This is a genomic window from Arthrobacter sp. NamB2 (genome assembly GCF_005281365.1).
GTDB lineage: Bacteria > Actinomycetota > Actinomycetes > Actinomycetales > Micrococcaceae > Arthrobacter_D.
The window spans coordinates 543,847-569,226 of the sequence record NZ_SZWI01000001.1 but is presented as its reverse complement, the minus strand read 5'-3'; the positions used below and the strand labels follow the sequence as shown (position 1 = coordinate 569,226).

The window sequence follows — 25,380 nt, the reverse complement described above, 5'->3', positions numbered from 1 at the left end:
TGCTCGGAGGTCCCTAGTCCTGGGGGCATGTGGAGTCCCGTCGCCCTTCCGCCGCTCACCGGCCACCGCGTCCTGGTCACGGGAGGCAATGCCGGCCTCGGCTATTTCGCCTGCGAGCAACTAGCCGGAGCAGGCGCGGGCGTGGTCATGGCGTCACGCAGCGAGGAGAAGGCGACCTCGGCGATCCGCGCCATCAGGACCAGGGTTCCTGACGCCGACATCACCTTCCAGCCCCTCGACCTGGCGAATCTGGCCTCGGTCAGGGCTGCAGCGACGACCATCGCCGAAGGACCGTCCCTGACCGGCCTGCTGGCCAACGCAGGAGTGGTGAGATCGCACGAGCGGAAAACCACCGCGGAGGGCTACGAGCTCCTGTTCGGGACGAACCATCTGGGGCACTACGCCCTTCTCGCCCTGCTCCTGCCGAAGCTGTCCGCCGCAGGTACCAGGATCGTCCACCTCGGAAGCATCAGCCATCGCTGGGCGCACCTGACGCCGTCGTCCCTGCAACCGGCGACCTACCGCAACACGACCGCATACGCCACATCGAAGCTCGCCGTCATGGCGTTCGGGTTCGAGCTTGCCCGCCGCCTCGAGCTGACCGGTAGCGCCGCGACGAGCGTCGTGGCCCATCCCGGTCTCGCACTCGGTATGTTCACGCCCAGACGGCAGGGCGTCGCGGCCCACCGGGACGCACCCCGGTGGCGGCAGCGTGTCATGAAGCCTGTCGCGCAGGGCAAGGACGAGGGCGCCTGGCCCCTCGTTCGCGCTGCCGGCGATCCCACCATCCCGAATGGGGCCTATTGCGGGCCCGACGGCTGGTTCCAACTCAAGGGACGACCAGCGCTCGTGCGGGCGGAGCCACGCGCCCGCGAGGCCAACGCCGCGTCGAGGCTCATCGACCTCTCGGCCGAACTCACAGGCATAGAGCTCCGATTCTGACGGGGACGGCGAACCTGCGGACTACTGGCTCTCCGCGGGCCAGCGACCGCCCGTCATCTGCAGGAATTCGGCCTCCGACAGCACCTCGATCTCCTGGCCGCGTTCGTGCAGCTCCAGGACCCGACGAGCCTTGCCGGTGACGCGCCCGGTCCGCAGGTCCGATGCGACGAACCCGTCGCCGACGACCAGGACCGTGGTGCGGCGCGTGACCGAGCTTGCAGGCTGGGCACCGAGTCGGGCCGCGCGCTCCTTCGCCTGTGGACGCGGAATGCCGAGATTACCGGTGAAGACGACGGTCTGCCCGTAGAGAGGGTGCCGCGGATCAGCCTGCGCATTGGCGTGGGGGTTCTCCCCCTCCTCCGGCCAGCCCGACCAGCCCGTAGGGGACGATCCCCGCTGCAGCACCGTGCGGGCGGCCTTCGAGAGCTCGTCGAGGCCCGGCGCGTAGGGCTCGGCGCGGGAGAGCGCGAGGTTGTGGCACCCGAGCACGTCCTCCACCGATAGAGCGTCGTACCGCCGCGCGATGTCGATCATGATGCCTGCGCACGCCCGGGCGTCCTCGACGGCGTCGTGGTGGTTCACCAACGGGACACCAGCCGCCTCGGCCACGAACGGCAGGGAGTAGGAGGGGAGCGAATAGCTCTTGCGCGACAGCACCACGGTGCAGGCGTAGTCCCAGGCCGGCCCTGCCAGCGCCGACACCTCGAGCGCGGAGCGGATGACCCCGAGGTCGAAGGCGGCATTGTGCGCCACCAGCACATCGGATCCGATGAACCCGCCGATCTCCGGGAAGAGCTCTCCGAAGCGCGGAGCGTCCTCGACCATGCTCGAGGTGATGCCGTGGATCGCGATGTTGCGCGAATCGAAGTGGTCGTGCCCCACGGGAGGCCGCATCAGCCAGGAGGCCTCGTCCACGATCCGCCCGTCCCTGACCTTCGTCAGGCCGACGGCGCACGGAGAGCCACGGAAGCCGTTCGCAGTCTCGAAGTCGATGGCCGTGAACGCAATTCCCACGAGTCGAGTTTACCGCCGCGGTCCCCGTGCGCCGTTCATGCAACGTTCACCGTCCGCTCGGCGCGTCCCAGGGGTAGTGGTTCTACGCTGAACCATGGCCCGCACGAACAGCTCCCGCCGGTGGTACCTCTTCGACTACGGCAATGTGATCTCGACTCCTCCGACGCGCGAGGACTGGGAGGTGCTCGCAGAGGCGACCGGGGTGCCATCGCTGCAGGAGTCCACCTCGCCGTACTGGCAGCACCGCTACGCCTACGACGCCGGCGCGCTGACGTCCGACGAGTACTGGTCGCTCGTGTGCGGTGAGCGCACAGGGCCCTCCAGGGCCGCCTGGCTCGACGTTCTCGACGGCAACCAATGGTCGCACCCGAACCTCGACACCCTGGACGTGCTCGAGGACCTCGATGCACAGGGCGAGCACCTTGCCCTGCTGTCGAACATGCCCGCAGCGATGGTCTCGCAACTCGGCGACGCCGCGTGGGCGCGACTCTTCGAACAGCGCTTCTTCAGTTCGTCCCTCAGGCTGGTCAAACCCTCGGCCGCCATCTTCGAACACGTACTGACCGCGCTGTCGGTGGAACCCGGTCTCGTCACCTTCGTCGATGACGCTCCCGCCAACATCGCGACGGCCCGCTCCCTGGGGATCGATGCCCGGTTGTTCGACGCATCGCTGGATCTGTCCCGCATGCTGGCCCGCAAGCCAGCGGGACCGCCGCGGTCCGCGGAGGCGGCAGGGGTTGCCGCCGGAATGACCGTCACGGCTCCGGGCGTCGGTCCTTCGCGCCAGGAGTGAGGCCTGCCGTCGCTGCCGGAGCTCCCTGCACCTGCACTGTCCACGCCGGCTGTACGAAGTCCTCGCGCATGAGCAGCACGTTCTGCTGCAGCTGCACTTCGCCCTGGCGGGCCTTCACCTGCGCGGTGCCGTTCAACGCGTAGCCGAGCCGTCGCGACACGCCGAGGGCTGCTCCGTGAGCGAGGATCCCGTCACTGCACCCGCTTCTTCGCGCGGTGCTTGCGCACCTTGGAGAACACGAAGTAGATGGCGAACAGGACGACGGCAACGATCACGATCTTCTGGAACGTATTCGCGTACTGCTCGACGATGTGCCAGTTCTCGCCGAGGTAGAACCCGGCCAGCACGAAGATCACGTTCCAGATGAGGCTTCCTGCGGTGGTGAGCAACAGGAACTTACCGACCGGCATGCGTTCGATCCCCGCCGGGATGGACACGAGACTCCGGAAAAGGGGAATCATCCTCCCGAAGAAGACGGCACGGTACCCGTGCCGGTTGAACCAGGCCTCCACCCTGTCGACGTCCTCGAGGTCGATGAGCGGAACCTTGGAGACGAGCCGACGCATCCGGTCCCGTCCGAGCCAGGCGCCGAGAGCATACAGGGCGTAGGCTCCGACCACCGATCCGAGTGTCGTCCAGAGGATCGCCTCGAACAGCGAGAAATTGCCGCGGCTGGCCGTGAACCCGGCAAGCGGCAGGATCACCTCGCTCGGAAGCGGCGGAAAGAGGTTCTCGAGCGCGATGGCGAGCCCTGCACCGGGAGCACCGATGGTCTCCATCAGGTTGACCGCCCAGTCCGTGACACTTCCGAGGGCGGAGCCGTCCGACGTCGTGGTCGCCGTTGCGACCTGGGCTGCTTCGACTGTCTGGATGATGCTCACGGTGGTATCCGTCCCTCTCATGGTGCGTCCCGATGGGCGTCCGGTGGGTAGTGCTGGGTCTCTGGTGGTCTCTGCGGGGTCTTGATGCTGGTCAGGCGATCAGGTCAGTGCGTCGACGAGGTGCGGCAACAGCGCCCTGAACGCGATGCCCCGGTGGCTGATGGCGTTCTTCTCCTCCGGCGACAGCTCGGCGCAGCTGCGATCGAGGCCGGTCGGAACGAGGAGGGGGTCGTAGCCGAACCCTCCTGCACCCCTGGGCGCCGCGAGCAGCGTACCCCTCAGCTCGCCGCGCTCGGTGCGGCTTCCGATCCCGCCGCCGTCGGGCAGCGCGAGGGCCGCCGCGCAGACGAAGGCCGCACCCCTGCGCTCCGCAGGGATATCGGACAGCTGTGCGAGCAGCAGCTCGAGGTTGGCGGCGTCATCCCCGTGCCTGCCCGCCCATCGGGCGGAGAAGATGCCCGGCGCGCCCCCGAGGACGTCGACGGCGAGGCCGGAGTCGTCGGCGACAGCGATCAACCCGGTGGCCCGGGCCGTCTGCTCGGCCTTCAGCAACGCATTCTCCTCGAAGGTGGTGCCGGTCTCGACGACGTCGGGAGCCCCGGCGGTAGCGGCGTCGACCACCTGGGTATCGACGTCGAGCCCTGGCACCTGCCCGCGCAGCAGTTCACGCAACTCCCGCAGCTTGCCGGCGTTGCGTGTCGCCAGGACCAGTCGGGGTGCGGGCGCGTCAGGCACCCTGGGAGTCCCGGAGCGTGTCGATCTGGATCTGTGCGAGCTGCGCGGTACCCAGCAGTGCGAGATCCAGCAGGGCGTCGAGCTCGGCGCGGTCGAAGGGGGCGCCCTCCGCCGTGCCCTGCACCTCGACGAACTTCCCGGAACCGGTGACGACGACGTTCATGTCGGTCTCCGCTCGGACGTCCTCGACGTACGGGAGGTCGAGCATGGGGACACCGTCGATGATCCCGACACTGATGGCGGCGACGGTGTCCGTCAGGGGGGAGGCAGAAGCGGCGATCAGCTTCTTGTCCTTCGCGTAGCGGATCGCGTCCGCGAGCGCCACGTAGGCGCCTGTGATCGCTGCCGTGCGGGTGCCGCCGTCGGCCTGGAGGACGTCGCAGTCCAGGACGATGGTGTTCTCGCCGAGCGCCTTGGTGTCGATGATCGAACGCAGTGAGCGGCCGATGAGGCGCGAGATCTCGTGCGTCCTGCCGCCGATCTTGCCCTTGACCGACTCGCGGTCGGAGCGCGTGTTGGTGGCGCGGGGAAGCATCGCGTACTCGGCGGTCACCCACCCCTTGCCCTCACCCTTCAGCCAGCGGGGCACGCCACTCGTGAGGGAGGCGGTGCACAGTACGCGGGTGTTGCCGAACTCGATCAGGGCGGACCCCTCGGCCTGCTTCGACCACCCGCGGGTGATGCTGATGTTCCGCAACTGGTCCGGCGTCCTGCCGTCCGCCCGCAGCACAGGGGTATCGGTACTGGCAGGAGGCACGGGCGTGGAATTCGCGGAGGTCATGATTTCCAGTCTAGACGGGAGCACTTGGGAGATCGCTGGCAATTGTGTGAGCCCGGTCCCGAAGCCCTTGCCCGCGAACCGCCTCACACCGTGTAGGACACACCCGCGACGGCGACCGCGAGGTGCCCGTCATAACTCTGGCGGGCCTCGCTGACGGCGAGGTTCGCATCGTTCCACACAGGGAGGTGCGTCAACAGGAGGCGCTTGGCCGAAGCGCGGGTCGCGACGTCGCCGGCGCGCTTGCCGGTCAGGTGGACGCCGGTGATGGCGTCGTCACGGCCCTCGTGGAAAGCGGCCTCGCAGAGGAAGATGTCGGCGTCGCGGGCTGCATCGACGAGGCCGTCACATGCGTCGGTGTCGCCGGAGTAGGTCAGGACATGCTGCCGCACGACACCCTCGGCGTCCGCCTCTGCCACCTCGACCCGCAGTGCGTACGCCTCCTCGATGGGGTGCAGCACCCGGTAGGGCGTGATCGTGAACGGACCCACCGATACCGGGCCGCGTTCGCTCCACGACCGGAAATCGAAGTCCTCGTGCATGCCCGGGTCGAGTTCGAGCCCATAGGCGCTCGCCATCCGGTCCGCCGTCGCGGCCGGTCCCCACACGGGGATGCGGGGCAATCCCCAGCCGGAGGGGTCCCAGTGCACGGCGACGTGCAGTCCGCAGAGGTCCATGCAGTGGTCCGGGTGGAGGTGCGACAGGAACACCGCATCGATCTCGCGCAGGTCCATATAGCGCTGCAGCGCCCCGAGCGACCCGTTGCCGAGATCGAGCAGGATCCGCCAGGTGCGTCCCTCCCACTCCGCGCTCAGCAGGTAGCAGGACGCCGGGGACTGCGGCCCGGGGAACGATCCACTGCACCCGACGATGGTGAGTTTCATGCGGGCGGAAAACCGGCGGCGGCGATCATCTCCGGCGTGATGCGCGCCAGGCTGCCCGTGGGGTACTGCGCCGCGACGTGGTCCACGTGCTGCACGCTCACCACTTCGGGGCCGAGGAAGCGGCGCGCGAGCACCTCGAAGCTCGCGGCATCCCCGGTGGCGATGAAGCGGTGCTCGGCCCGGGAGTCGTTGTCCCGCTCGAGTTCGTGCGAGACGAGAGCACGGTACACGTCCTTCGCCGTCTCCTCGGCACTGGAGACGAGCGTGACGGCGTCGCCCATGACATAGGAGATGACCCCGGTCAGCAGGGGGTAGTGCGTGCAGCCCAGCACGAGGGTATCGACGTCCGCGGCCTTCAGCGGAGCCAGGTACTCCTCCGCCGTCCTCAGCAGGGCCGCACCTCCGGTGATGCCCGCCTCGACGAACTCGACGAAGGCAGGGCACGCGACCGACGTGACGTCCAGGTGCGGTGCTGCGGCGAAAGTGTCGTCGTACGCCCGTGACCCCACCGTCGCGGAGGTCCCGATGACGCCGATACGGCCCGAGCGGGTCGAGGCCACGGCACGGCGGACGGCCGGCTGGATGACCTCGATGACGGGGATGCCGTACCGGGCGGTGTAGCGTTCCCTCGCGTCCCGGAGGACTGCCGCCGACGCCGAGTTGCAGGCGATCACCAGGAGCTTGACGCCGGAGTCGACCAGTTCGTCCATCACGTTCAAGGCGTGCGCGCGCACCTCGGCGATGGGAAGGGGTCCGTACGGTCCGTTGGCGGTGTCACCCACGTACAAGATGGACTCATGCGGCAACTGGTCGATCACCGCGCGCGCCACCGTCAGTCCCCCGACGCCGGAGTCGAAGATACCGATGGGCGCTTCGCTGCGCTCCCTGTTCGCTGGCTCTGGGCTCATAATCCTCTGAGAATATGACGTGCCGCCGATGAAAACTATTCGCCGATCCGTGGGTTATGTCACAGGGACCTGATGAGTCCGGGCGAGCGGTGCGCTGCTGCAGGGGATCAGCGGTCCAGGCGGGTGGCCTTCAGCATGGCCTGCACGAGTGATTCCTGGAGCCACGTGACGAAGTTGTAGACGAGCGCGAGATAGGACTCGACGTCGTCGACATCCTTCGAATCCGCGATGTCGTGGAGCCTCTCGGCGTCCTCCTCGGTCTCGATACTCAGCCGGTCGGCGAGGACGAGGCGGACGTCGTTGAGCGCCTGCGCGAACAATCTCGCCTGCTCGTCGTTGAGCGTCATCGGGCTGGATTCGATCAGCAGGGCCGTGCCTCGCAGGGCCCCGATCTTCTGCTCCCGCAGCGATCGCTCGGTCAGGCGGCGGAAGGCGAGCGCCTCGTCGTCGTCGCCGCGTACGGCGTCGGGCAGCAGGCGCCGCACGGCGGAGTCATCGGGGGCGGTCGCCTCTGCATCGAGCCCGGACATTCCGACGAGGGCGGCCAGCGGGTCCTCACTGGGCGCAGTGTCGGGCTCGAGCATCGAGATGACGTCGTCGAGCAGGGCACCGAGGAGGCGCGCCTCGCCGGGCTCCAACGCTCCCGTGATGCCGCGGCGCGTCGATCTGAACGGTTTCGCCACGGGGACTACTCGCTTCCGGCTTTTTCGAAGGTGGCCCACAGACCGTACGAATGGAGAGCGACGGTGTCCTGCTCCACCTTCTCGCGGCTGCCCGACACGACGGCCGAGCGGCCCTGCTCGTGGACCTCCAGCATCAGCGTGCGGGCCTTGGCCTCGCTGTAGCCGAAGTAGGTCTGGAACACGTAGCTCACGTAGCTCATCAGGTTCACGGGATCGTTCCAGACCACCACGACCCAAGGCTGGTCGAGGTCGGTCTTCTCCTCCGTCCGCACCTCTTCCCGGGTATCGGTGCCGGTCGCAAAGCCTACTGTCATACCTGCCATTCTAGGGTTCAACCCTCCTGCCCGGAGGCCGGGTACTCCTACAGCGGACGCCCCGCTATCGTTTTGGGGGTGACCAATGCCCCCACCACAGACCCGCCTGCCGCATCGTCGGCGGCTCCCGTCATCAACGCACCGAACAGTGCGCTGTTCACCGACCAGTACGAGTTGACGATGCTCCAGGCCTCGCTGCACTCGGGCGCCGCCCATCGTCGCTCGGTGTTCGAGGCGTTCGCTCGCCGACTGCCCGCGGGCCGCCGCTACGGGATCGTCGCGGGTACGGGACGACTGCTCGAGGCGCTTGCCACGTTCCGGTTCGAGGACGCCCAGCTCGCGTTCCTCAGCGACCACCGGATCGTCGACGACACGACTCTCGCGTGGCTCGCCGACTTCCGCTTCACCGGCTCGATCTCGGGGTACGCGGAGGGCGAGGCCTACTTCCCGAACTCACCCATCCTGACGGTGGAGTCGACGTTCGCCGAGGCGTGCATCCTGGAAACGCTCATCCTGTCCGTCCTCAACCACGACAGCGCCATCGCCTCCGCCGCGTCCCGCATGACCGGCGCAGCGGCGGGTCGGCCCTGCATCGAGATGGGTTCGCGCCGCACGCACGAGGAGGCCGCGGTCGCCGCAGCGCGCGCGGCGATCATCGGTGGTTTCGCCAGCACGTCGAACCTCGAAGCGGGTCGGCGGTACGGCCTGCCGACCGTCGGCACGGCCGCCCACTCCTTCACTCTCCTGCACGACTCCGAACGCGCCGCCTTCGAGGCGCAGGTCGCCTCGCTCGGTCGCGGAACGTCGCTCCTCGTGGACACCTACGACGTCGAACAGGGCGTCCGCACGGCCGTGGAGGTGGCGGGACCCGAGCTCGGCGCGGTACGCCTCGATTCCGGTGATCTCGTCGGCCAGGCGCGCTGGGTACGCGAACTCCTCGATGACCTCGGCAACCACAGCACGAAGATCGTGGTGACGTCCGACCTCGACGAGTTCGCCATCGGCCTCCTCGCTTCGGCTCCCGTCGACTCCTACGGCGTCGGCACCTCGCTCGTCACGGGATCAGGTGCACCGACCGCAGGCATGGTCTACAAGCTGGTGAGCCGCCAGGATGACGACGGGACCTTCGTCTCGGTTGCCAAGGCCGCCAAGAACAAGGCTTCGGTAGGCGGCCTCAAGCACGCCCTGCGGCGTCTCGACGAGAACGGGGTCGCGCAGGCCGAGGTCATCGGCATCGGCCTCACCCCGGCCGACGACGGCAACGACCGCCCGCTCATCCAGCAGTTCGTTCGGGACGGCGTCGTCCTGCCGGGCTGGACCGGTGCTGAGGGCGTGCTCCGCGCCGCGCAACGCCACCAGGAGTCCCTTGCCGAACTGCCGGGGGCAGTGCGGCGCCTGCAGCGGGGCGAACCAGTCATTCCCACCGAGTACGAGGAGCCAGCACCATGACGCGCGCACTGATCATCGTGGACGTGCAGAACGATTTCTGCGAGGGCGGGTCCCTGGCCGTCGAGGGCGGTGCCCAGGTCGCCGCGGACATCAGCGACCACATCGACGAGCAGGCCGGCTCCTACGACTACATCGTCGCCACCCAGGACTGGCACATCGATCCGGGAAGCCACTTCTCCGACGAGCCCGACTTCGTCGACTCCTGGCCCGTCCACTGCGTCGCAGACACCAGGGGCGCCGACTTCCACCGCGACCTTGACACCGAGAGTATCGACGCCGTCTTCCGCAAGGGCCAGTTCGAGGCGGCCTACTCCGGCTTCGAGGGCGTCAAGGCACCCGATGACGAGGTACCGACGGGAGAGCAGAAGCTCGGAGGCGAAGCGGTGGACAACGACGAGGATCCCATGACCCTCGACGACTGGCTCCGGGACCACGAGGTCGACGACGTCGTGATCGCAGGCCTCGCGACCGACTACTGCGTGCGGGCGACCGCCCTCGACGCCCTGCAGGCGGGCTACTCCGTCACCGTGATGGCGGGACTCACGCGCGGTGTCCACGCGGACGGCTCCGAGGACGCCCTCGACGAACTGGAGTCGGCCGGCGTCGAGCTGGTGCGCTAGGTCGGAACCACGAAGGCCGGGCTGGTCGTTCCAGCCCGGCCTTCGTTCCCGCTACTTCTTCCCGCTACTTCTTCCCGATGAACCAGTCCTGCAGCTTCTGCAGCCGGCGCTGGAGCTGGTCCTCGTTGGCCTGCGCCACCGCGGGTCCGCCGCACTGGCGCCGGAGTTCGGTGTGGACCTGGCCGTGGGGCATTCCCGTCCTGGCCGCCCAGGCGGAGACATTCTTGGCGAGCTGCCCGCGCAGTTCCGTGAGCTGCCGGTGGTCCACCACGAGGGGCTCGGCGGCAGGCGCCGCCGGCGACTTTGCCTTTCGGCGCGACTGCTGCTCCTGCTGGCGCTGACGCAACAGCTGCCCCACCTGGTCGGCGTCCAGCAGTCCGGGAATACCGAGGAAATCGAGCTCGTCCTCGCTCCCCATCTCGCCACCGGTACCGAATTCGCCGCCGTCGAACAGCACGCGGTCGAACGACGCCTGCGATTCGAGCGCCTCGAACTTCTGCTTGGTCAGGGAGTCGGAGGCTTTCTCCTCCCGATTCGCGGCCTCCATGAGCCCGTCCTCCAGGCCGAACCCCTCGTCGTCCTTGTCCGGCCGGTCGAGAGCGTGGTCGCGTTCCATTTCGAGCTGGTTGGCGAGTGCCATCAGGTTCGGGACCGATGGCAGGAAGATCGACGCCGTCTCCCCCCGCCGTCGTGCGCGGACGTAGCGGCCGACGGCCTGCGCGAAGAACAGCGGCGTGGCAGTCGAGGTCGCGTAGACGCCGACGGCGAGGCGCGGCACGTCGACGCCTTCGGACACCATGCGCACGGCGACCATCCAGCGCTTGTCCCCGTCGGAGAACTCCTCGATCTTCGACGAGGCCTTCGCGTCGTCGGACAGGATGACGGTCGGCGACTCCCCCGTGATGCGCTTGAGCTGGCCCGCATAGGCGCGTGCGTCGTCGTGGTCCGTCGCGATGACGAGGCCACCGGCGTCGGGCACGGTGCGCCGCACCTCCGTGAGCCGCTTGTCGGCGGCGGCGAGAACCGCGGGGATCCATTCTCCGGCCGGGTTCAGCGCGGTCCGCCAGGCCTGCGCGGTGATGTCCTTGGTGACGGCGGCTTCGCCGAGCGACGCTGCCATCTCCTCGCCGCCGCTGGTCCGCCAGCGCATCTGGCCGGAGTAGGCCATGAACATGACCGGGCGGACCACGTGGTCGCGGAGCGCCTGACCGTAGCCGTAGGTGTAGTCGGCTCGCGAGCGGCGGATGCCGTCACGGTCCTCGACGTACTCGACGAACGGGATCGCGGCTGTGTCCGATCGGAACGGCGTGCCGGTGAGGGCGAGGCGGCGGGCAGCAGGCTCGAACGCCTCGCGGATGCCGTCACCCCAGGAGAGAGCGTCGCCGCCGTGGTGGACCTCGTCCAGGATGACCAGGGTGCGGGCGGCTTCGGTCTTGGCCCTGTGCAGCATGGGCTTGCTCGCCACCTGGGCATAGGTCACGGCGACGCCGATGAAGGCGCCACCGTGCCGGCCGTCCGCGTTCTTGAAGTTCGGGTCGATGGCAAGGCCGACACGAGCCGCAGCGTCGGCCCACTGCCGTTTGAGGTGGTCCGTAGGGGCGACGATGGTCACCCGGTTGACGACTCCACGGTCGACGAGCTCTGTCGCTACCCGGAGGGCGAAGGTCGTCTTGCCCGCACCGGGGGTGGCCACGGCGAGGAAGTCGGTCGGGGATTCCCGGAAATACTTCTCCAGCGCTTCGCTCTGCCACTGGCGCAGCTTGGGGGCGGTCCCCCACGCTGCACGCTCCGGATACGCGGGAGGCAGGGCTGCGCCGGCACCGAACAGGGTGTCATTACTCACGCCGGGACAGTACCTTCCATTGACTTGCTGGGGGTGAGGTCGGAGCCGTCAGCTGATGACCTGGCCCCTCTCAGACCCGAAACTATACCTGCTGCCGTGAACACCCACAGAGCCAGCCAGATCGCAACAAAGGTCGGTACGTGTCCAGGATCCGCGTCGTCGTGGAGGAGGGCGAACAGCGCACCCGCGCCTGCCGTGCCAACCACTCCGCCGAGCTGGTCGGAGAGTTGAAGGGCCGCCGAATTGCGCCCCTGCTCGCTGCGCTCCGATAGTTTCAGTACCAGGACCGAGGTGCTCGAGAGCGTCATTCCCATCGCGAACCCGGACAGTCCCCAGACGACCACGAGCACCCAGAGGGGGGCTTCCACCGCTGTCGCCAGGGCGAACGCGGCGAGCGATGCCGAGAGGACGGACGATCCCGCGACCAGGAGCCATTGACGTCCGAACGTGACCCGAGCCTGCACGAAGGATCCCGCGCTCCAGCCGAGCGCTCCGGCGCTTAGAGTGAGCCCGGCGGTTCCCGGATCGATTTCGCGTGAGCTCACGAGCATCAGCGGGATGAAGGCCTCGGTGCCGAAGAATGCCACGTTCACTATGCCGCGCGTCGCGATGATGCTGGGCAGTCCGCGAGCCAGCACCAGGGTGCCCTTGGGCAGGAGGGCGGGCAGGACGACCAGGGCGACGACGACGCCGACCGCTGCGATGCCCGTCAGCCCCAGGACCGCTCCCGGCGTGGCGCTATCCGTATCGGCGAGGTGGACGACAGACCATTGCGCCGCGAAGACGCCACCCGCGAGCGCGAGTCCGCGTAGTACCCGGTCCTTGGCGGGAGACTCGTGCGCAGCGTCGATCGGCCCGAGCTCTCGTGTTTTCGGCCAGACGATCAGGACGGCGGCCACCACGACGGGCACGACCCCGAGGAACACCCATCGCCAGCCGAAGTGCTCGGTCACGAAGCCGGCGACCACCGGTCCGACAAGCGCAGGCACCACCCACGCCGCGGCCAGCCAGCCGAACACCACGGGCTGCGCCTGCTGGGGGAAGGAGCGCCCGATCACGACGTACACCGCAACGATCATGAAGCCCCCGCCGAGCCCGGAGACGGCGCGGCCGACGGTCACGAGCCAGAAGTCGGGTGCCACCCCCGCAGCCAACAGCCCGACGATCATGAGGGACATTCCTACGGCGAGCGCGGGCCTCGGACCCTTGCGGTCGCACCAGGAACCGGCGACGACGGTGCCGAGCAACGACGCGGTCAGGTACATCGAGAACGCGAGGCCGTAGCTCGATTCGCCGGAGAGCTCTCGGGCGACCGACGGCATAGCTGTGACGACTGCCATCGCTTCGAAGGCCGCACACGTGATGATCGCGAGGATGCCGATGGTGAGGGGCCGCAACTCCGGAGACATGGCTCCGGTGGGCTTGCTCGCATTCTTTCTCATGGGCCTTTTGTTCTGGTTGTCGGTCCTGTGGTTGCGTGAGCGGCGTGCCTGGTGCGTGATCCGGACGGGCACATGAACGACGGCGGGAGGCTGAGCTCTTCGCGCGGCGGTGCCTTTGAGCGAGCGAAGCCAAGTCGACCAGAACCACTGCAAGAGACAAGCGGTCGTTGTACCTCCAGTACACGCTCCGGATGACGCGCCAGCGCCGGGTCGACGTCGGCGCAACCAGCGCTCGGTTGGCGCTTCGTCAGCGCTTCGGTCATCGCGCGTGGCCCTGTCGCCGGGCATCCGGGCCAATCGACCAGTCGGCGCTCCCCTAACGGAGCTGGCCGTTCCTTGGCGGTCTGACCGGTGCTGGCCCGTGCCGCCCGGTGGTCCCGTGCCGCCCGGTGCTGGTTGAGGCGCGTCAGCCCTTCGGCTTGTCGTCCCCTGGGCGCAAGCCGTTGTAGATCTCCTTGCATTCCGGGCAGACCGGGAACTTCTCCGGATCACGGCCCGGAGTCCAGACCTTGCCGCACAGAGCGATGACTGGCTCGCCCGTGAAAGCGGACTCCATGATCTTCTCTTTGCGCACATAGTGGGCGAAGCGTTCTGCGTCCCCCGGCTCAACCTCCTGGCGCACTTCCTCGCGTTCGATGGTTGCGGTGGAGCCGCCAGTGCCACCGTCCAGGGGATCGTTTGCAAAGGGATCTGCAGGCATAGTCATGCGTCCAGTCTATCGCTCGCTCTACACGGACAGGAGGTCTGAGTACCCTCTCCTCACACGGGTACACCCTGCTGCAGGACAAGCCGCTGTAGACCCGACCGATTGTCGCGCGTCATTCAGCAGGTTCCTCATTCGCCCGAAGAATGTCAGTGGCGGACGCGACAATAGGTTTATGCAGGAAGCGGCGAATCAATTGGCCCAGTTCGATCGGATCTCCGATCGAATAGTGTCGCTGAGCGCTGATAAAGCCCGCATCGAGGCGGAGATTGCTGGCGCAACTGAAGAATTACGGCGGCTTTTCGAAGACCGTGCAATGCAAGGTTCTGGCGGCACGAGCCGTCGCACCAATATTGCTGACACAACCACTGCATCGGAGCTTGCTTGTCTGCTGAGGATTACGGAGAGATCAGCCCATCGACTCGTTCAACACTCCGCACTCCTGGTGAATCACCACCCGAACACTCTCGAGGCTTTGCGTTCCGGTTCGATCTCCTGGGCGCACGCAACCACCCTGCTTCATGAATATGCCGGACTCCCGCCGGGAACCGCCGTGAACATCGAAAAGACGCTGCTGCCAGTAGCAGAAGTGACCACTGTCCCCCGGTTGTCCTACAGAGCTCGGACTCTGAGGACCACCCTTCACCCTGTGACACTCGATGAACGCGCACGAACGGCGCGCAGCCGGCGACGAGTCGATTTCGAGCCGGCCGATGACGCCATGGCGTGGCTGCACATCCACCTCCCAGCCACTGACGCAGCCGGTATCGACACGCGCCTGACCGATGCTGCCCGCGCCCTCCAGGGTCCCGGCGACCCACGCACGTTGCAGCAACTGCGAACCGATGTAGTGATGGATCTCCTCCTCATCGGTACGAGACCCACGGGGTGTAACCACGGCCTTCCTCACGGCGGTTCTGCCGAGAACACGTCGACACCAGAGTGGGTTGATTGTCCACGCGCTTCCGCTGCCCCGAGGGTTCGCGCCCACATCAACGTGACAGTGCCGGTTCTCACGCTGCTGGGGGTCGACGACGCATACGCTGACATCGAAGGGTACGGGCCTATACCGGCAGACGTAGCCCGGCGCCTGGCTGCACATGCGCCGTCCTTCACGAGGCTACTCACTCACCCCGAATCCGGTGCCGTCCTCAGCGTCGGCAGGACCACCTATGCTGTGCCGGCCGATCTCAAGAAGTGGTTACGCGTGCGAGACAGGACCTGCCGACATCCCGGCTGCGCCGTTCCTGCAGCCAGGTGCGAGTTGGACCACACGAGACCCTGGTCCCAGCAGGGGACGACAGCACACAACAACCTCGCACATCTCTGCCGCAAGCATCACATGCTGAAGAGCGAGGGCATCTGGCACTACCGGCAGCCGAGCCCTGGTGTACTGACCGCAATATCCCCCGCCGGTAGGACGTATCGCTCCACGGTTGACCCCCTCCTCGCGTAGACGAGCACAGGCTGGTGCAGTGCCCGTCTGGATCAACGGATAGGGGCCTCGCAGCCGATGCCCGTCGGATTCTCTATGCAGTTCTCACTCACGTTGTGTCCGCGCGTGCGCCAGATACTCATCAGGTGTGGCTGCGATTGGACGGCGGCCTCACCTGCGACGGGCTGGAAGGGTCCGCCGTCGACCGAATAGTCGCCTGCAAAGAACGTGGTCAGCGTGAGGTTGAACTCGCCGGTCTGGGCATACTGGTGACTCGTGGCGGTTCGAGTGTCGAAGGTATTACCTTCCACTGGGCCGCCAGGGGTCGCGGTCGTCGCGCTCGTGCCGTCTCCATAGCTCCATTGGTAGGACACGGGTCGAGCTTTCAAGACGATGGTGGCGTCCTGGAATTCGAACGTGAATTCCTGTTCCTGCGCCTCCGCATAGACGTTCGAATGCGCGTTCCTCAAGCCGAAGTTCAGCGGCTGGGACACGATGGTCGCCGCAACCACCGGCTGCTTCTGGAACTCCTCGAGGGTGATCACGATCGGAGCCTCTTCGGGTGCGTCTGCGCCTTCAACGGGTGGCACCGGAAGCTCACCGGGATACATGCACGACGATCGCCCTGTCGGAGTCTCTGTCGCTGGTTGTGCGCTGTTGTTGACCTCGATCCAGTTGACCAGCACGCCGCCCTCGCGAGCGTCACACTGCGCATTCATCGTCGGGCACGTTGCAGGATCCAGATCACTGCCCACGCCGGCCGTGCAGGCACGCTCATAGATGTAATCGATACCGTCGTCGGCCCGAGGCAACAGGATCGGAGCGGTAGACGCTGGCTCGGATGGGGCGGCGCTCCCACCAGGGGTAACAACATTCCTAACCGTGTTACCGGCGTTCACCCACCCACCCTCAGAGATACCCGCCGACGGTGCACTATCAGCAATTGCAGCCGAAACGTTGATCAGTGAGGAACAGGCCGCGATCAGAACTAGCGACAATAAGTTTCGCATAGGGTTAGACACTATTTCAGGTCCCCTCTGGAGAGCCGAAATCCAGCATGACCCAGTGGTCGAATTCCCACAGCGCAATAGTGACACCAACAGAAGACGGCGTAGGATCAGTGTGCTTCAATTCATCACCTTCTTGGCTGAAGTACCTCAACTCTTCTTGGGCAACATCGACGAACGAGTTTATTGATCCAGACGTATTCGTCACAAATTTTGAATCCTGAGAGTTAAGGCTGAGTGCACCCCCGCTAATCCATCCGTTCTCTGAGTAGTGATTTTTCACTTCGCCGCTCAGGTTCACGCAAGTTCTACAGCCGGGGTCAGTGATTTCATCGAATCTCGTCCAGTCGTTTGTCTCGTATCCGTAGGAGAACAGTTCCAACCAGTACCTCGTGAAAGCTTCCAGGCCCTCCTTGGAGTTCTCGTCGGCGAGTGCCGGCTTCACGGGAACGGGCAGATTTGCCGCCGGGCCGAGCGACGATGCAGGGGACGGCTCGGGACTCGACGAGGCTGAAGCGGGCGCCTCCGCGGTCGCGGACCCCACTGACGGCGACGGTGAATTGGACGTTCCGCTGGCCGAGGGTTCGGCATCACCCTGGCATCCCGTCACCAGCATCATCACGACGGCAGCCGCCGCCATTGCTGGTACCCTACTCCGCCCACCATTCGCACGCACGGAAATCACGCAACTCCCCCATTACAACTAGTTGCTCACCCGGAACGGCCCCAGCATAGCCCGCAGCTTCCAGCGGTAGAGCGGTTATACACAGGGGCTAGCGGGTATAGCTCCTACAACCTGTGCGGCTCTTGCCAGGTCGACGAGGGCGATCTATGGTGCGTCCAATTCAATCGGCTCACGGCTACATCCTGAAACAGTCAGCGGTTCCCGGACACCGCAAGCAGCAATTCGGGTGCCCTCCGGTCATACCAGCGACCACCCACCCGAATACCGACCACCAGGAAAATCACTCCCAGCACCACACCGACCAGCAGGGTCAGCCATCCGAACAGTGCATCGCCGGTCACGAAGTACACGATGGTCAGGATGATCTCCGGCAAGGCGAGCAGCAGCATGACCAGCCACCCGATGAACTGCACGGCGAACATCAGAAAATTCGTTCCCGGCGGTGTCTTGAAGGCACTCTCGCCGGGAAGCGGCACGTTGTAGGTGTACCTCGCCGACACGATGCTCGACAGGCCCGCACCCGTCAGCAACAAACCCGTGGACAAACCGAGCATCACCGGCAGGTCCTCGGCCTGGCCGGTGATGAGTAGGGGCAGCACCGTGAAGACCAGTGCCACCGGCACCGCGAAGACGAGCAGGGCACCGGCGCGTCCGAGCCGATCATCGCGACCGCTCACGCCTGTCGAGACGTGCAGGCTGAACGCCGTGTTGTCGTACGAGATATCGGCAGAGATGGACCAAGCCAGCAGGAAAGCAGTGATAGGGCCGAGAAATATGAAGGCTCCACCCGAAGCACCACCGGAGAAGTACAGGAGAACCGCAAGGAACGGGATGATGACGAGTGATGCGGAGTAGCGCGGGTCGCGGAGCCAGTACGTCAGTGCCCTGGCTCCCACCGCGCCTGCGGGCGTTGCCGGGAAGCGACCGAACCACCCGAGATGTCCCGCACCCCGCTTGGTCACCGCGTTGTAAGGCGGGGTGACCAGGGCATGGCCGAGACTGCGGCTCCACAGCACCAGGAACAGCACCAGCGTCATGCCGCCGATCAGGAATCGCACCACAGCGAGCCCCGCATTGCCCGCGGCAACGTCTGCGGGAGCGGCCCACAGCGCGCCCAGTGGTGTCCACGCGAGCACGTCCGCCAGGGAAGCGGCAAAGCCCGGTGAATTCTGGAACCCCGCTGTCACTCCCCCGATGATCGGGCCGAGGAAGATCAGCGGGATGAATGCGACGATGCCGTTCACGTCCTTGAAGCGGCGGGAGCCCGTCATCGAGGACACCGCCGTCGTGACGAGTCTCGACGCGACCACGCACAGCAGGACGGCGACCAGCGCACACACCAACGCCGTCGCCGCGGCCGCCGGGTAGCGGATCCAGGTCAGCACCTGGGCCAGGGACGCGACGAGTGTCACGACGCCAGGGACGCCCACGAGCCCTCCCAGCACCAACCCGGTGAGCAGCTGGCGCATCGGGATCGCAAACGTCACGAAGCGGGCCGGATCGAGCGTCATGTCGATACCCGTGGCCGCGATCGGGATGATGATCCAGCCCAGCACGGTCGCCGATCCTCCGATCACGAGGATGGTCCGGATGAGCTCGATATCGGCGGTGCCGAGGAGTACGAGTCCGACGACGACGGCGCCGAGGATGCCCAGACCGTACAGTGCGCCCAGGATGACCCCGACGAGTTGCGCCGTGCTGCGCTTGAACGAGTTCCGTAGAAGGACGAGCTTCAGCCTCAGGAGGTCCGCAACCACGACAACCCTTCCGACGTGCTGCGACCGCCGACGAGCTCGACGAAGCGATCCTCGAGCGTCGCATCCCCGCGGACCTCGTCGATCGTCCCTGCGGCGAGAACGGCGCCTCCGGCGATCACCGCGACATGATCGCACATCCGCTGCACGAGATCCATGACGTGGCTCGATACGATGACCGATCCCCCGGAGCGCACATAACCCGTGAGGATGTCCCGGATGTTCGCGGCAGACACAGGGTCGACGGACTCGAACGGCTCGTCGAGCACCAGCAGCTTGGGGGCGTGAATGAGCGCCGAGGCGAGGGCGATCTTCTTCGTCATGCCCGCGGAGTAGTCCACCACCAGCGTGCCGGCGTCGTTCGTGAGGTCCAGGGCGCGCAGCAGGTCGCCCGTTCGTTCGACTACCGTGTCGCGGTCCATTCCGCGGAGCAGCCCCGCGTAGGTGACGAGCTGCTCACCCGTCAGCCGGTCGAACAGGCGCACGCCGTCCGGCAGGATCCCCATGAGCTTCTTCGCTTCGAGGGGCTGCGCCCAGACGTCCACTCCGTGCACGAAGACTTGACCGTAGTCAGGGCGCAGGAGCCCGGTGGCCATGGAGAGAGTGGTCGTCTTGCCGGCCCCGTTCGGTCCTACGAGTCCGTAGAAGGACCCGGGCGGCACCTCGAGGCTCACCCCGTTCACGGCGATCTTCTCTCCGAAGCGCTTGGCGAGACCACGAACGCTCAGCGCTGCTGCCCCTGCCCTGGCCTGGGGATTGTTCTCATCGGACGGTGGTGGCACGAGGGAACTCATGATTCCACGCTAACAACGCGCCCCGGCCGCCCTCGTCATCCCAAAGGAGGAGAAGGCGCTGGCTCACCCGGTCAGAAGGTTCCTGCGCGCTCGTACTGCGGCGCGGGAACGAGGTCATGACCCAGTTCGTGCGCAGCCCGCATCCACCAGTGCGGATCGCGCAGCGCGGCACGCGCAATCAGGACGACGTCGGCCCGCTCCTCGCGGATCACCTCATCCGCCTGGCGCGGCTCGCTGATCAGGCCGACGGCACCGGTAGGAACACCGGAGGACCGCACCTCCTCGGCGAGTGCGACCTGATAGCCCGGGCCGACCGGAATCGATGCTGCCGGAACCGCACCTCCGGACGACACGTCCACGAAGTCGACACCTTCCTCGGCCGCGCGCTTGGCGAGCCGAGCGGACACCTCGCCGTCGATCCCTCCCTCGGTCCAGTCGGAGGCGGATATCCGCAGCAGGAGTGGCATCGACTCGGGGATGACGCGCCGCACTTCCCGGATGACCTCGAGGGTCAGGCGGAACCTGGCGTCCTCCGAGCCTCCCCAGGCATCCGTCCGAGTGTTCACCAGGGGTGACAGGAACTGGTGCAGCAGATAGCCGTGCGCGGCATGGATCTCGACGGTGTCGAACCCTGCGTCGACGGCGAGGGCGGCTGCGGCTCCGAAATCGCGGATGACCTCGTCGATGTCCTCGTCCGTCATCGCGCGGGGCGCCGCATACCTGCCGAAGGCCTCATCGGTAGGGCCGATGGTCTGCCAGCCCCCCTCGGCCTCGGGGACGGAGTCGTGCTTGCCGCTGAAGGGCCAGTAGGTCGATGCCTTGCGCCCGGCATGCGCCAGCTGCACGGCGGTTTTCGTACCGATCGCACTGTGCTCGTGGATGAAATCGTTGATCCTGCGCCACGCGTCGGCCTGTTGCCGGGTATAGATCCCGGCATCGCGCGGGCTGATCATCCCCTCAGGGCTCACGGCCGCAGCTTCGGTGATGATGAGCGCGGCTCCCCCCGTGGCGAACTGCCCGAGGTGCACGAGGTGCCAGTCCGTCGGCACGCCGGGGGCGGTTGCCGGGTCACAGGAGTACTGGCACATTGCCGCGACCCACCCGCGGTGGGGCAGGTCGAGCGACCGGAGCGTGATCGGGTCGAAGAGGCCGGGGGTGCCGGTCCGTGCAGCTGCGGAAGTCATGACATCCTTCGGATCGTCTGCGTGGAGCATCGTTGACAATGGAACGGACCGTGAACGGAACCTGACGGGTCCGGGGTCAGAAGAGGGCGCGGGCGAGCGCGCTGCGCGCCTTTGTCACTCGAGGATCGGCGACGCCGACGACGTCGAACAGGTCCAGCAACCGCTTCCGCGCCGTTTCCCTGTCCTCACCTGCGGTGCGCCCTACCAGCGCGATGATGCGGTTGAAGGCGTCCTCCACATGGCCCCCCACGAGGTCGAGGTCGGCAACCGCGAGTTGGGCCTCGACGCCCTCGGGCTCATCGGCCCCCCGCTGCCGGACCTCGGCGGCGTCCACGCCTTCGACGCGCTGCATCAGTTCGACCTGCGCGAGCCCGGCCTTCGCGTCGGCGTCGGCGGGCTGCTCGGCGAGCGCCCGGCGATAGGCTGCTGCAGCGGCGGCATAGTCCCCACGTTCGATCGCGTCGAACGCTTCCTGGTGCAGCGGCGGCAGCGGCGGTTCCTCCGCTGCTCCGGAGGCGGGCCGTGTGCCGTCATTGAGGGTTCCGGTCACACCGTTGGCTTCGGCGACCTTCATGAGTTCGTCCAGGTACGCGCGGATCTGTGCGTCCGGGAGGACGCCCTCGAACAGAGGCACCGGCTGGCCCTTCACCACGGCGACGACCGTCGGAACTCCCTGCGCCTGGAATGCCTGCGCTATCTGCGGCTGGGCCTGCAGGTCCACGTTCGCGAGCAGCATGCGGCCGTCCGCCTCGACGACCACTGCTTCCAGCACTGCCGTCACCTGGTTCGACTGGTCGCTCCACGGTGCCCGGAGGTTGACGACGACGGGAACCTGGGACGAGAGCTGTACCAGCTGCGGGAACGTCTGCTCCGTCACCTCGACGATGTAAGGGCTGGGAGCCGCAGCTGCCTGCGCCGCCGGTCGAGCCGCCGGGCGAGCCGCCGCGTCGGCGCGTGCCTTGAGGGCGGACAGGTCGACTGCTCCCCGCAGGTTCATGGTCGACGGCGGCAATCCGCCCCGCTGTGCTGGTGTGGACAATGCTCTGCCTTTCTCTGGCTGCTGGTCGAACCTGAACTGCTGTCGGCGTCAGCTTCAGCGGAGCGTGGCCGACAGCAACTGCTGGGCTGCGCCGATGACCCGTATCCTGTCGTCGCTTCCGGCGGGCGGTACGTACATCATCACTGCCTCACCGTAGTTGACGTCGATGCCCTTTTCGCTGGTGTCCTGACCGGTCAGGGACTGGTAGACGGTTCCCTTCAGGTCGATGGTGTCGCCTTCGGCCTTCGGGATGCTGGAGTAGGTGTGGGTGAGGTACCCGAAGACCATCGCCCCGCCGTCGCCCGTCAGCAGCGCCTGCGTGCGGTCCGGCTGGGCCTTGTGCGTGAAGCTGATGTTGGCGGCCTGGTTGCCCGGGTCGGCGACGACGCTCGACTGGAACTCGGTGATCGCCTCCGCGAAGGAGTTCTTCTCGAATGTCTCGGCGTGTGTCCCGCCGGGCGTCGTGAGGAAGTCGGCGATGGACGCCACCGCGTCCTGGGGCGCAGTAGTGAGCGCGCCGGCCTCATCCAGCGGAACCGGACCGCTGGCGCCGGGAGCGGCTGGTGACGGGAAGGTGCTGCCCGGCAGCATCTGCACCGCGGACGTCAGCTTGTAGTTCTCGCGCGGGGACTCCTGCACGAGCAGGAGCGCCTGTGGTACGGGGTTGTCGTCACCCTGGGTGAGGGCGACGATGGTCCGCGGCCACTCGGTATCGGTGGGGATCATGCTCAGGCGGACGGGCTCGGCCGCGACGGGGGCGGGGGCAGTCGCCTGTTCGTCCTTGGCACGCACGGCGTAGGCGCCGGTACGGAGCTCCAGAGCCGCACCGTCGGCGCGGGCGGCGAGTCGCTTCGGGTCGGAGGCAGCGTCGGCGTTCGACACGGTCGATGCGACCGCTGCCAGGATGCGTTCGAGCTGACTGTCGAGGACGACCGGCGGACCGCTGGACGCACTGCCCGCGGAGGGCGCTCCCTCGGCGGCCGGGTTGGACGACGCGGTGGGTGAGGACGTGGCTGAGGACGTGGACGACGCCGTCGGCGAGGCAGCCGAAGTAGCAGTGGAGGTGGTAGTGGAGGTGGCCGGCTCGGACGGTGACGGTGTCGTCGTCGCCATCCCGGGCGCGATGCCCAGCAACGATCCGGCGCCCACGAGCCCGGTGACGACCAGGATCGAGCCCGGAGCAGCGATCGAAGGCGATCCCTGCGAGGGACCGGTCCGGGCATGCCGACGGGCGTACGAACGTGTGCCCTCGGCAGCATCACCGCTGCGACCGCCCCGGCTGCGCGGAGCGATGAAGAGCAACGCGATACCGAGGACGACCACGAGCGCGCCCCCGATGATGAGTGGCAGTGCGAAGGGGGTGGATTGGTCGTTCGGGCTTGTGACGGAGACCTGCGTGGGCGCCGGTGCCTCGCCGTCGGCCGCGAGGAGGATCGACCAGTCGCCCTCGACGGGTTCGCTCCAGCGATAGGTCAGGGTTCCGTCACCCGGCTCCTCGCTGATCCAGAGGTCGCTGCCGCTGGGATCGGGCACGGTCTCCTCGCCGTCGGAGTACTGGGAGGACAGTGCGTCCTCGCTGATACCGGTGACGCTCAGGTGCGCCGCCTCCCCGACCCAGGCCTCGACGTCTGACGACCGTCCGACGGCGAAAGTGAAGGGGCCATCGGCTTCCACCGTCACCTCCACGGGTCCGCTCGCGTCACCACGCGCACCGGGCTCGATCACCGTGACGGGTGCGGACTCGACGTCCTGTGCCACACTCGCTGTGACCGTCTCGGCCGGAGCCCAGATGGTCCGCTGCCCGATGCCGAGGAGCATCAGCAGGAGGCCTGCGACGATGATCGGTACTGCTGTCTTCACACGCACTGGTTGCCTATCGTTGTCCGTTACGGCGGACCGCGTGGCCCCTTCCGCTCTGATGACCCGGCGCAGCGTATGCCGCACCGGTGCCGACTCAGGAATAGTCACTCAATGGTAACGAAGTTCGCCGGTCCGGCACGGGCGGTGTGCACAGCCTCACGTCCGGAGGCAGACGGCGTGAGGGATCGCGCGCCCGGGACGCCGGCCGTGCCTCGTCAAGAGAATCGCCGAAATGCCCCCGGCTGTTAGGGTTTCGCTAGTCGGACAACCCGCGGTAGAGGCACCGCTCACGTGAAAGCAGAGCTCTTCGTTGACAGACCACCAGGACGTCCCGCTGGACCAGCCGCTCCCGCGACCAGAGCCTGCCGGAAGCAACGAGGACGCGCACCTGGGGACCGAGACCCAGCGTGCAGCGAGCGTCGCCGCACCGCCGTCCACCCTGCGGTCGCTGTTCACGCTGGCTCGCAGATCCCTCCCGACCGCACAGCCCAGGCCGCGCTTCGAGTTTCCCCCCACACCTGACCCGGTACCGGTCGATCCTGATGTCGCCCTCACGGACGAGCGGCTCAAGTTCGGGGACCCCTATCCGAGGAGCATGAGGTCCCACCCCATCCACTTCGGCTTCATGGTGAGCGTGGGCGTGGGTCTGGCGCTGCTTGCCTTCTTCATCATCACCAACGTGGGTCAGCTCCTCGTCTGGATCGGCGCAGCGCTCTTCATCGCGCTCGGGCTGGATCCGATCGTCCGGTCGCTCGAGGCGAAGCGGGTACCCCGGCCGGCGGGCATCGCGGTCTCCCTTCTGGTCCTCGTGGGGATCGTCGTGGGGTTCTTCGCGCTGCTCATCCCGACCATCGTGAACCAGTCGTCGCAGATCATCGAACGCGCACCGGGCTATGCGGACGATTTCCTCAATTCCGAGTTCTTCACCACCGTGGACGAACAGTTCCAGGTCCGCGAGCGGGTGAGTTCCGAGATCGACAAGTTCTTCGCCAACAGCGAGGCCGTCGGAGGAATCTTCGGCGGCGTCCTGGGCGTCGGGACGGTGATCGTCAACGGCCTCTTCGGAGCCTTGGTGATCCTCGTCCTCGCACTGTACTTCCTGGCGTCCCTTCCCTCGATGAAGAAGTGGGCGTACAGGCTCGCCCCGCGCTCCCGCCGCCCCCGCGTCGAGGTCCTGTCCGAGGAGATCACCCGCAGTGTCGGCATGTACGTGATCGGACAGGCATGCGTCGCACTGCTGAACGGCACGTTCGCTTTCATCGTCATGTCGATCGCGGGGGTCCCGTTCTCGGTGCTGCTCGCCTTCGTCGTCGCGCTGCTGGCGTTCATCCCGCTGGTCGGTGGCACGATCGCCGCCGTCCTCGTGAGCCTGATCGCCTTCACCGTGGGCTGGCACACGGCGCTCCTGTTCGCCATCCCGTACGTCGCCTACCTGCAGTTCGAGGCGTACTTCATCTCCCCGCGCATCATGCAGCGCGCGGTCGCTGTCCCTGGTGCCGTGGCAGTCATCGCCGTCATCGCGGGCGGCAGCCTCCTCGGTGTCCTCGGCGCCCTGATAGCCATCCCCACGGCAGCGGCCGTGATGCTGCTCCTCAAGGAAGTCTTCATCGCTCGTCAGGACAGCCAGTAGGCC

General features: G+C 67.0%; 25 protein-coding genes. 6 read left to right on the top strand and 19 right to left on the bottom strand.

Going from position 1 to position 25,380, the window contains the following annotated elements; genetic code table 11:
- The first annotated feature begins 27 nt into the window (after positions 1–27).
- Entirely contained in the window at positions 28–942 is a 915-nt protein-coding gene (locus FDK12_RS02605; protein ID WP_137368062.1) for an SDR family NAD(P)-dependent oxidoreductase, read from the top strand.
- Between the two features lie 21 nt (positions 943–963).
- Here the strand turns inward: FDK12_RS02605 and FDK12_RS02600 are convergent, their stop codons facing one another.
- Positions 964–1,956 carry an exonuclease domain-containing protein gene (locus tag FDK12_RS02600; RefSeq protein ID WP_137368061.1) on the bottom strand — a complete coding sequence of 331 codons (993 nt, stop codon included), beginning with the start codon at positions 1,954–1,956 and terminating at the stop codon, positions 964–966.
- A 94-nt stretch (positions 1,957–2,050) separates the two neighbouring features.
- Here FDK12_RS02600 and FDK12_RS02595 point away from each other — a divergent pair, with 94 nt between their 5' ends.
- Positions 2,051–2,749 (top strand): HAD family hydrolase, encoded by a 699-nt coding sequence (locus FDK12_RS02595; protein WP_137368060.1) that lies wholly within the window; start codon positions 2,051–2,053, stop codon positions 2,747–2,749.
- Here the strand turns inward: FDK12_RS02595 and FDK12_RS02590 are convergent.
- From FDK12_RS02590 to clpS, 8 genes are all read right to left on the bottom strand, one after another.
- A complete protein-coding gene (locus tag FDK12_RS02590; protein ID WP_137368059.1) occupies positions 2,712–2,909 on the bottom strand; it encodes a hypothetical protein in 198 nt (65 codons plus the stop codon). The two genes, FDK12_RS02595 and FDK12_RS02590, sit on opposite strands and share 38 nt — an antisense overlap.
- Before the next feature lie 31 nt (positions 2,910–2,940).
- The gene (locus FDK12_RS02585) at positions 2,941–3,621 is read right to left on the bottom strand and encodes a DedA family protein (RefSeq protein ID WP_223263066.1); all 681 of its coding nucleotides are present in this window, start codon (positions 3,619–3,621) and stop codon (positions 2,941–2,943) included.
- Between the two features lie 108 nt (positions 3,622–3,729).
- Positions 3,730–4,365, bottom strand: coding sequence for an RdgB/HAM1 family non-canonical purine NTP pyrophosphatase (gene rdgB, locus FDK12_RS02580; protein ID WP_137368057.1), 636 nt, complete (start codon positions 4,363–4,365; stop codon positions 3,730–3,732).
- Positions 4,358–5,146: a ribonuclease PH gene (rph, locus tag FDK12_RS02575; RefSeq protein WP_137368056.1), complete on the bottom strand. Its 789-nt coding sequence runs from the start codon at positions 5,144–5,146 to the stop codon at positions 4,358–4,360. Before rph ends, rdgB begins: the two co-directional genes overlap by 8 nt.
- Positions 5,147–5,229: 83 nt before the next feature.
- Complete coding sequence (locus FDK12_RS02570) at positions 5,230–6,027, bottom strand: MBL fold metallo-hydrolase (RefSeq protein WP_104118043.1); 798 nt, start codon at positions 6,025–6,027, stop codon at positions 5,230–5,232.
- The gene (gene murI / locus FDK12_RS02565) at positions 6,024–6,935 is read right to left on the bottom strand and encodes a glutamate racemase (RefSeq protein ID WP_137368055.1); all 912 of its coding nucleotides are present in this window, start codon (positions 6,933–6,935) and stop codon (positions 6,024–6,026) included. The genes FDK12_RS02570 and murI overlap by 4 nt, the downstream gene beginning before the upstream one ends.
- A 107-nt stretch (positions 6,936–7,042) precedes the next feature.
- Positions 7,043–7,618: a DUF2017 domain-containing protein gene (locus tag FDK12_RS02560; RefSeq protein ID WP_137368054.1), complete on the bottom strand. Its 576-nt coding sequence runs from the start codon at positions 7,616–7,618 to the stop codon at positions 7,043–7,045.
- A 5-nt stretch (positions 7,619–7,623) separates the two neighbouring features.
- Positions 7,624–7,932 carry an ATP-dependent Clp protease adapter ClpS gene (gene clpS / locus FDK12_RS02555; protein ID WP_104118137.1) on the bottom strand — a complete coding sequence of 103 codons (309 nt, stop codon included), beginning with the start codon at positions 7,930–7,932 and terminating at the stop codon, positions 7,624–7,626.
- A 132-nt stretch (positions 7,933–8,064) separates the two neighbouring features.
- Between clpS and FDK12_RS02550 the strand changes: the two genes are divergently transcribed.
- The gene (locus tag FDK12_RS02550; protein WP_137368283.1) at positions 8,065–9,381 is read left to right on the top strand and encodes a nicotinate phosphoribosyltransferase; all 1,317 of its coding nucleotides are present in this window, start codon (positions 8,065–8,067) and stop codon (positions 9,379–9,381) included.
- Positions 9,378–10,001, top strand: a complete 624-nt coding sequence (locus tag FDK12_RS02545) for an isochorismatase family protein (RefSeq protein ID WP_137368053.1) — start codon at positions 9,378–9,380, stop codon at positions 9,999–10,001. Before FDK12_RS02550 ends, FDK12_RS02545 begins: the two co-directional genes overlap by 4 nt.
- 64 nt (positions 10,002–10,065) lie before the next feature.
- Here FDK12_RS02545 and FDK12_RS02540 read toward each other — a convergent pair whose 3' ends face one another.
- The 3 genes from FDK12_RS02540 to FDK12_RS02530 all read right to left on the bottom strand — a co-directional run bounded on the left by FDK12_RS02540 (position 10,066) and on the right by FDK12_RS02530 (position 13,992).
- The gene (locus FDK12_RS02540) at positions 10,066–11,844 is read right to left on the bottom strand and encodes a DEAD/DEAH box helicase (protein ID WP_137368052.1); all 1,779 of its coding nucleotides are present in this window, start codon (positions 11,842–11,844) and stop codon (positions 10,066–10,068) included.
- A complete protein-coding gene (locus FDK12_RS02535; protein ID WP_189636238.1) occupies positions 11,841–13,286 on the bottom strand; it encodes an MFS transporter in 1,446 nt (481 codons plus the stop codon). Before FDK12_RS02535 ends, FDK12_RS02540 begins: the two co-directional genes overlap by 4 nt.
- 406 nt (positions 13,287–13,692) lie before the next feature.
- The gene (locus tag FDK12_RS02530; RefSeq protein WP_104118049.1) at positions 13,693–13,992 is read right to left on the bottom strand and encodes a DUF3039 domain-containing protein; all 300 of its coding nucleotides are present in this window, start codon (positions 13,990–13,992) and stop codon (positions 13,693–13,695) included.
- Here FDK12_RS02530 and FDK12_RS02525 point away from each other — a divergent pair.
- Positions 13,922–15,445 carry an HNH endonuclease signature motif containing protein gene (locus FDK12_RS02525; RefSeq protein ID WP_137368050.1) on the top strand — a complete coding sequence of 508 codons (1,524 nt, stop codon included), beginning with the start codon at positions 13,922–13,924 and terminating at the stop codon, positions 15,443–15,445. The two genes, FDK12_RS02530 and FDK12_RS02525, sit on opposite strands and share 71 nt — an antisense overlap.
- A gap of 32 nt (positions 15,446–15,477) precedes the next feature.
- Here FDK12_RS02525 and FDK12_RS02520 read toward each other — a convergent pair whose 3' ends face one another.
- The 7 genes from FDK12_RS02520 to FDK12_RS02490 form a co-directional block, all read right to left on the bottom strand.
- On the bottom strand, positions 15,478–15,969 hold the full coding sequence (locus FDK12_RS02520; protein WP_137368049.1) for a PKD domain-containing protein: 492 nt from the start codon (positions 15,967–15,969) through the stop codon (positions 15,478–15,480).
- Positions 15,970–16,450: 481 nt separating this feature from the next.
- Entirely contained in the window at positions 16,451–17,071 is a 621-nt protein-coding gene (locus FDK12_RS02515) for a DUF6318 family protein (RefSeq protein ID WP_137368048.1), read from the bottom strand.
- A gap of 236 nt (positions 17,072–17,307) precedes the next feature.
- On the bottom strand, positions 17,308–18,873 hold the full coding sequence (locus FDK12_RS02510) for a transporter (protein ID WP_137368047.1): 1,566 nt from the start codon (positions 18,871–18,873) through the stop codon (positions 17,308–17,310).
- Positions 18,855–19,664, bottom strand: a complete 810-nt coding sequence (locus FDK12_RS02505) for an ABC transporter ATP-binding protein (RefSeq protein WP_223263039.1) — start codon at positions 19,662–19,664, stop codon at positions 18,855–18,857. Before FDK12_RS02505 ends, FDK12_RS02510 begins: the two co-directional genes overlap by 19 nt.
- A 71-nt stretch (positions 19,665–19,735) precedes the next feature.
- A complete protein-coding gene (locus FDK12_RS02500; protein WP_137368046.1) occupies positions 19,736–20,848 on the bottom strand; it encodes an NADH:flavin oxidoreductase/NADH oxidase in 1,113 nt (370 codons plus the stop codon).
- 76 nt (positions 20,849–20,924) lie between these two features.
- A complete protein-coding gene (locus FDK12_RS02495) occupies positions 20,925–21,887 on the bottom strand; it encodes a tetratricopeptide repeat protein (RefSeq protein ID WP_137368045.1) in 963 nt (320 codons plus the stop codon).
- Between the two features lie 54 nt (positions 21,888–21,941).
- Positions 21,942–23,747: a hypothetical protein gene (locus FDK12_RS02490; RefSeq protein WP_137368044.1), complete on the bottom strand. Its 1,806-nt coding sequence runs from the start codon at positions 23,745–23,747 to the stop codon at positions 21,942–21,944.
- A 310-nt stretch (positions 23,748–24,057) separates the two neighbouring features.
- Here FDK12_RS02490 and FDK12_RS02485 point away from each other — a divergent pair, with 310 nt between their 5' ends.
- Positions 24,058–25,377 carry an AI-2E family transporter gene (locus FDK12_RS02485; protein WP_411266144.1) on the top strand — a complete coding sequence of 440 codons (1,320 nt, stop codon included), beginning with the start codon at positions 24,058–24,060 and terminating at the stop codon, positions 25,375–25,377.
- Positions 25,378–25,380: the final 3 nt, after the last annotated feature.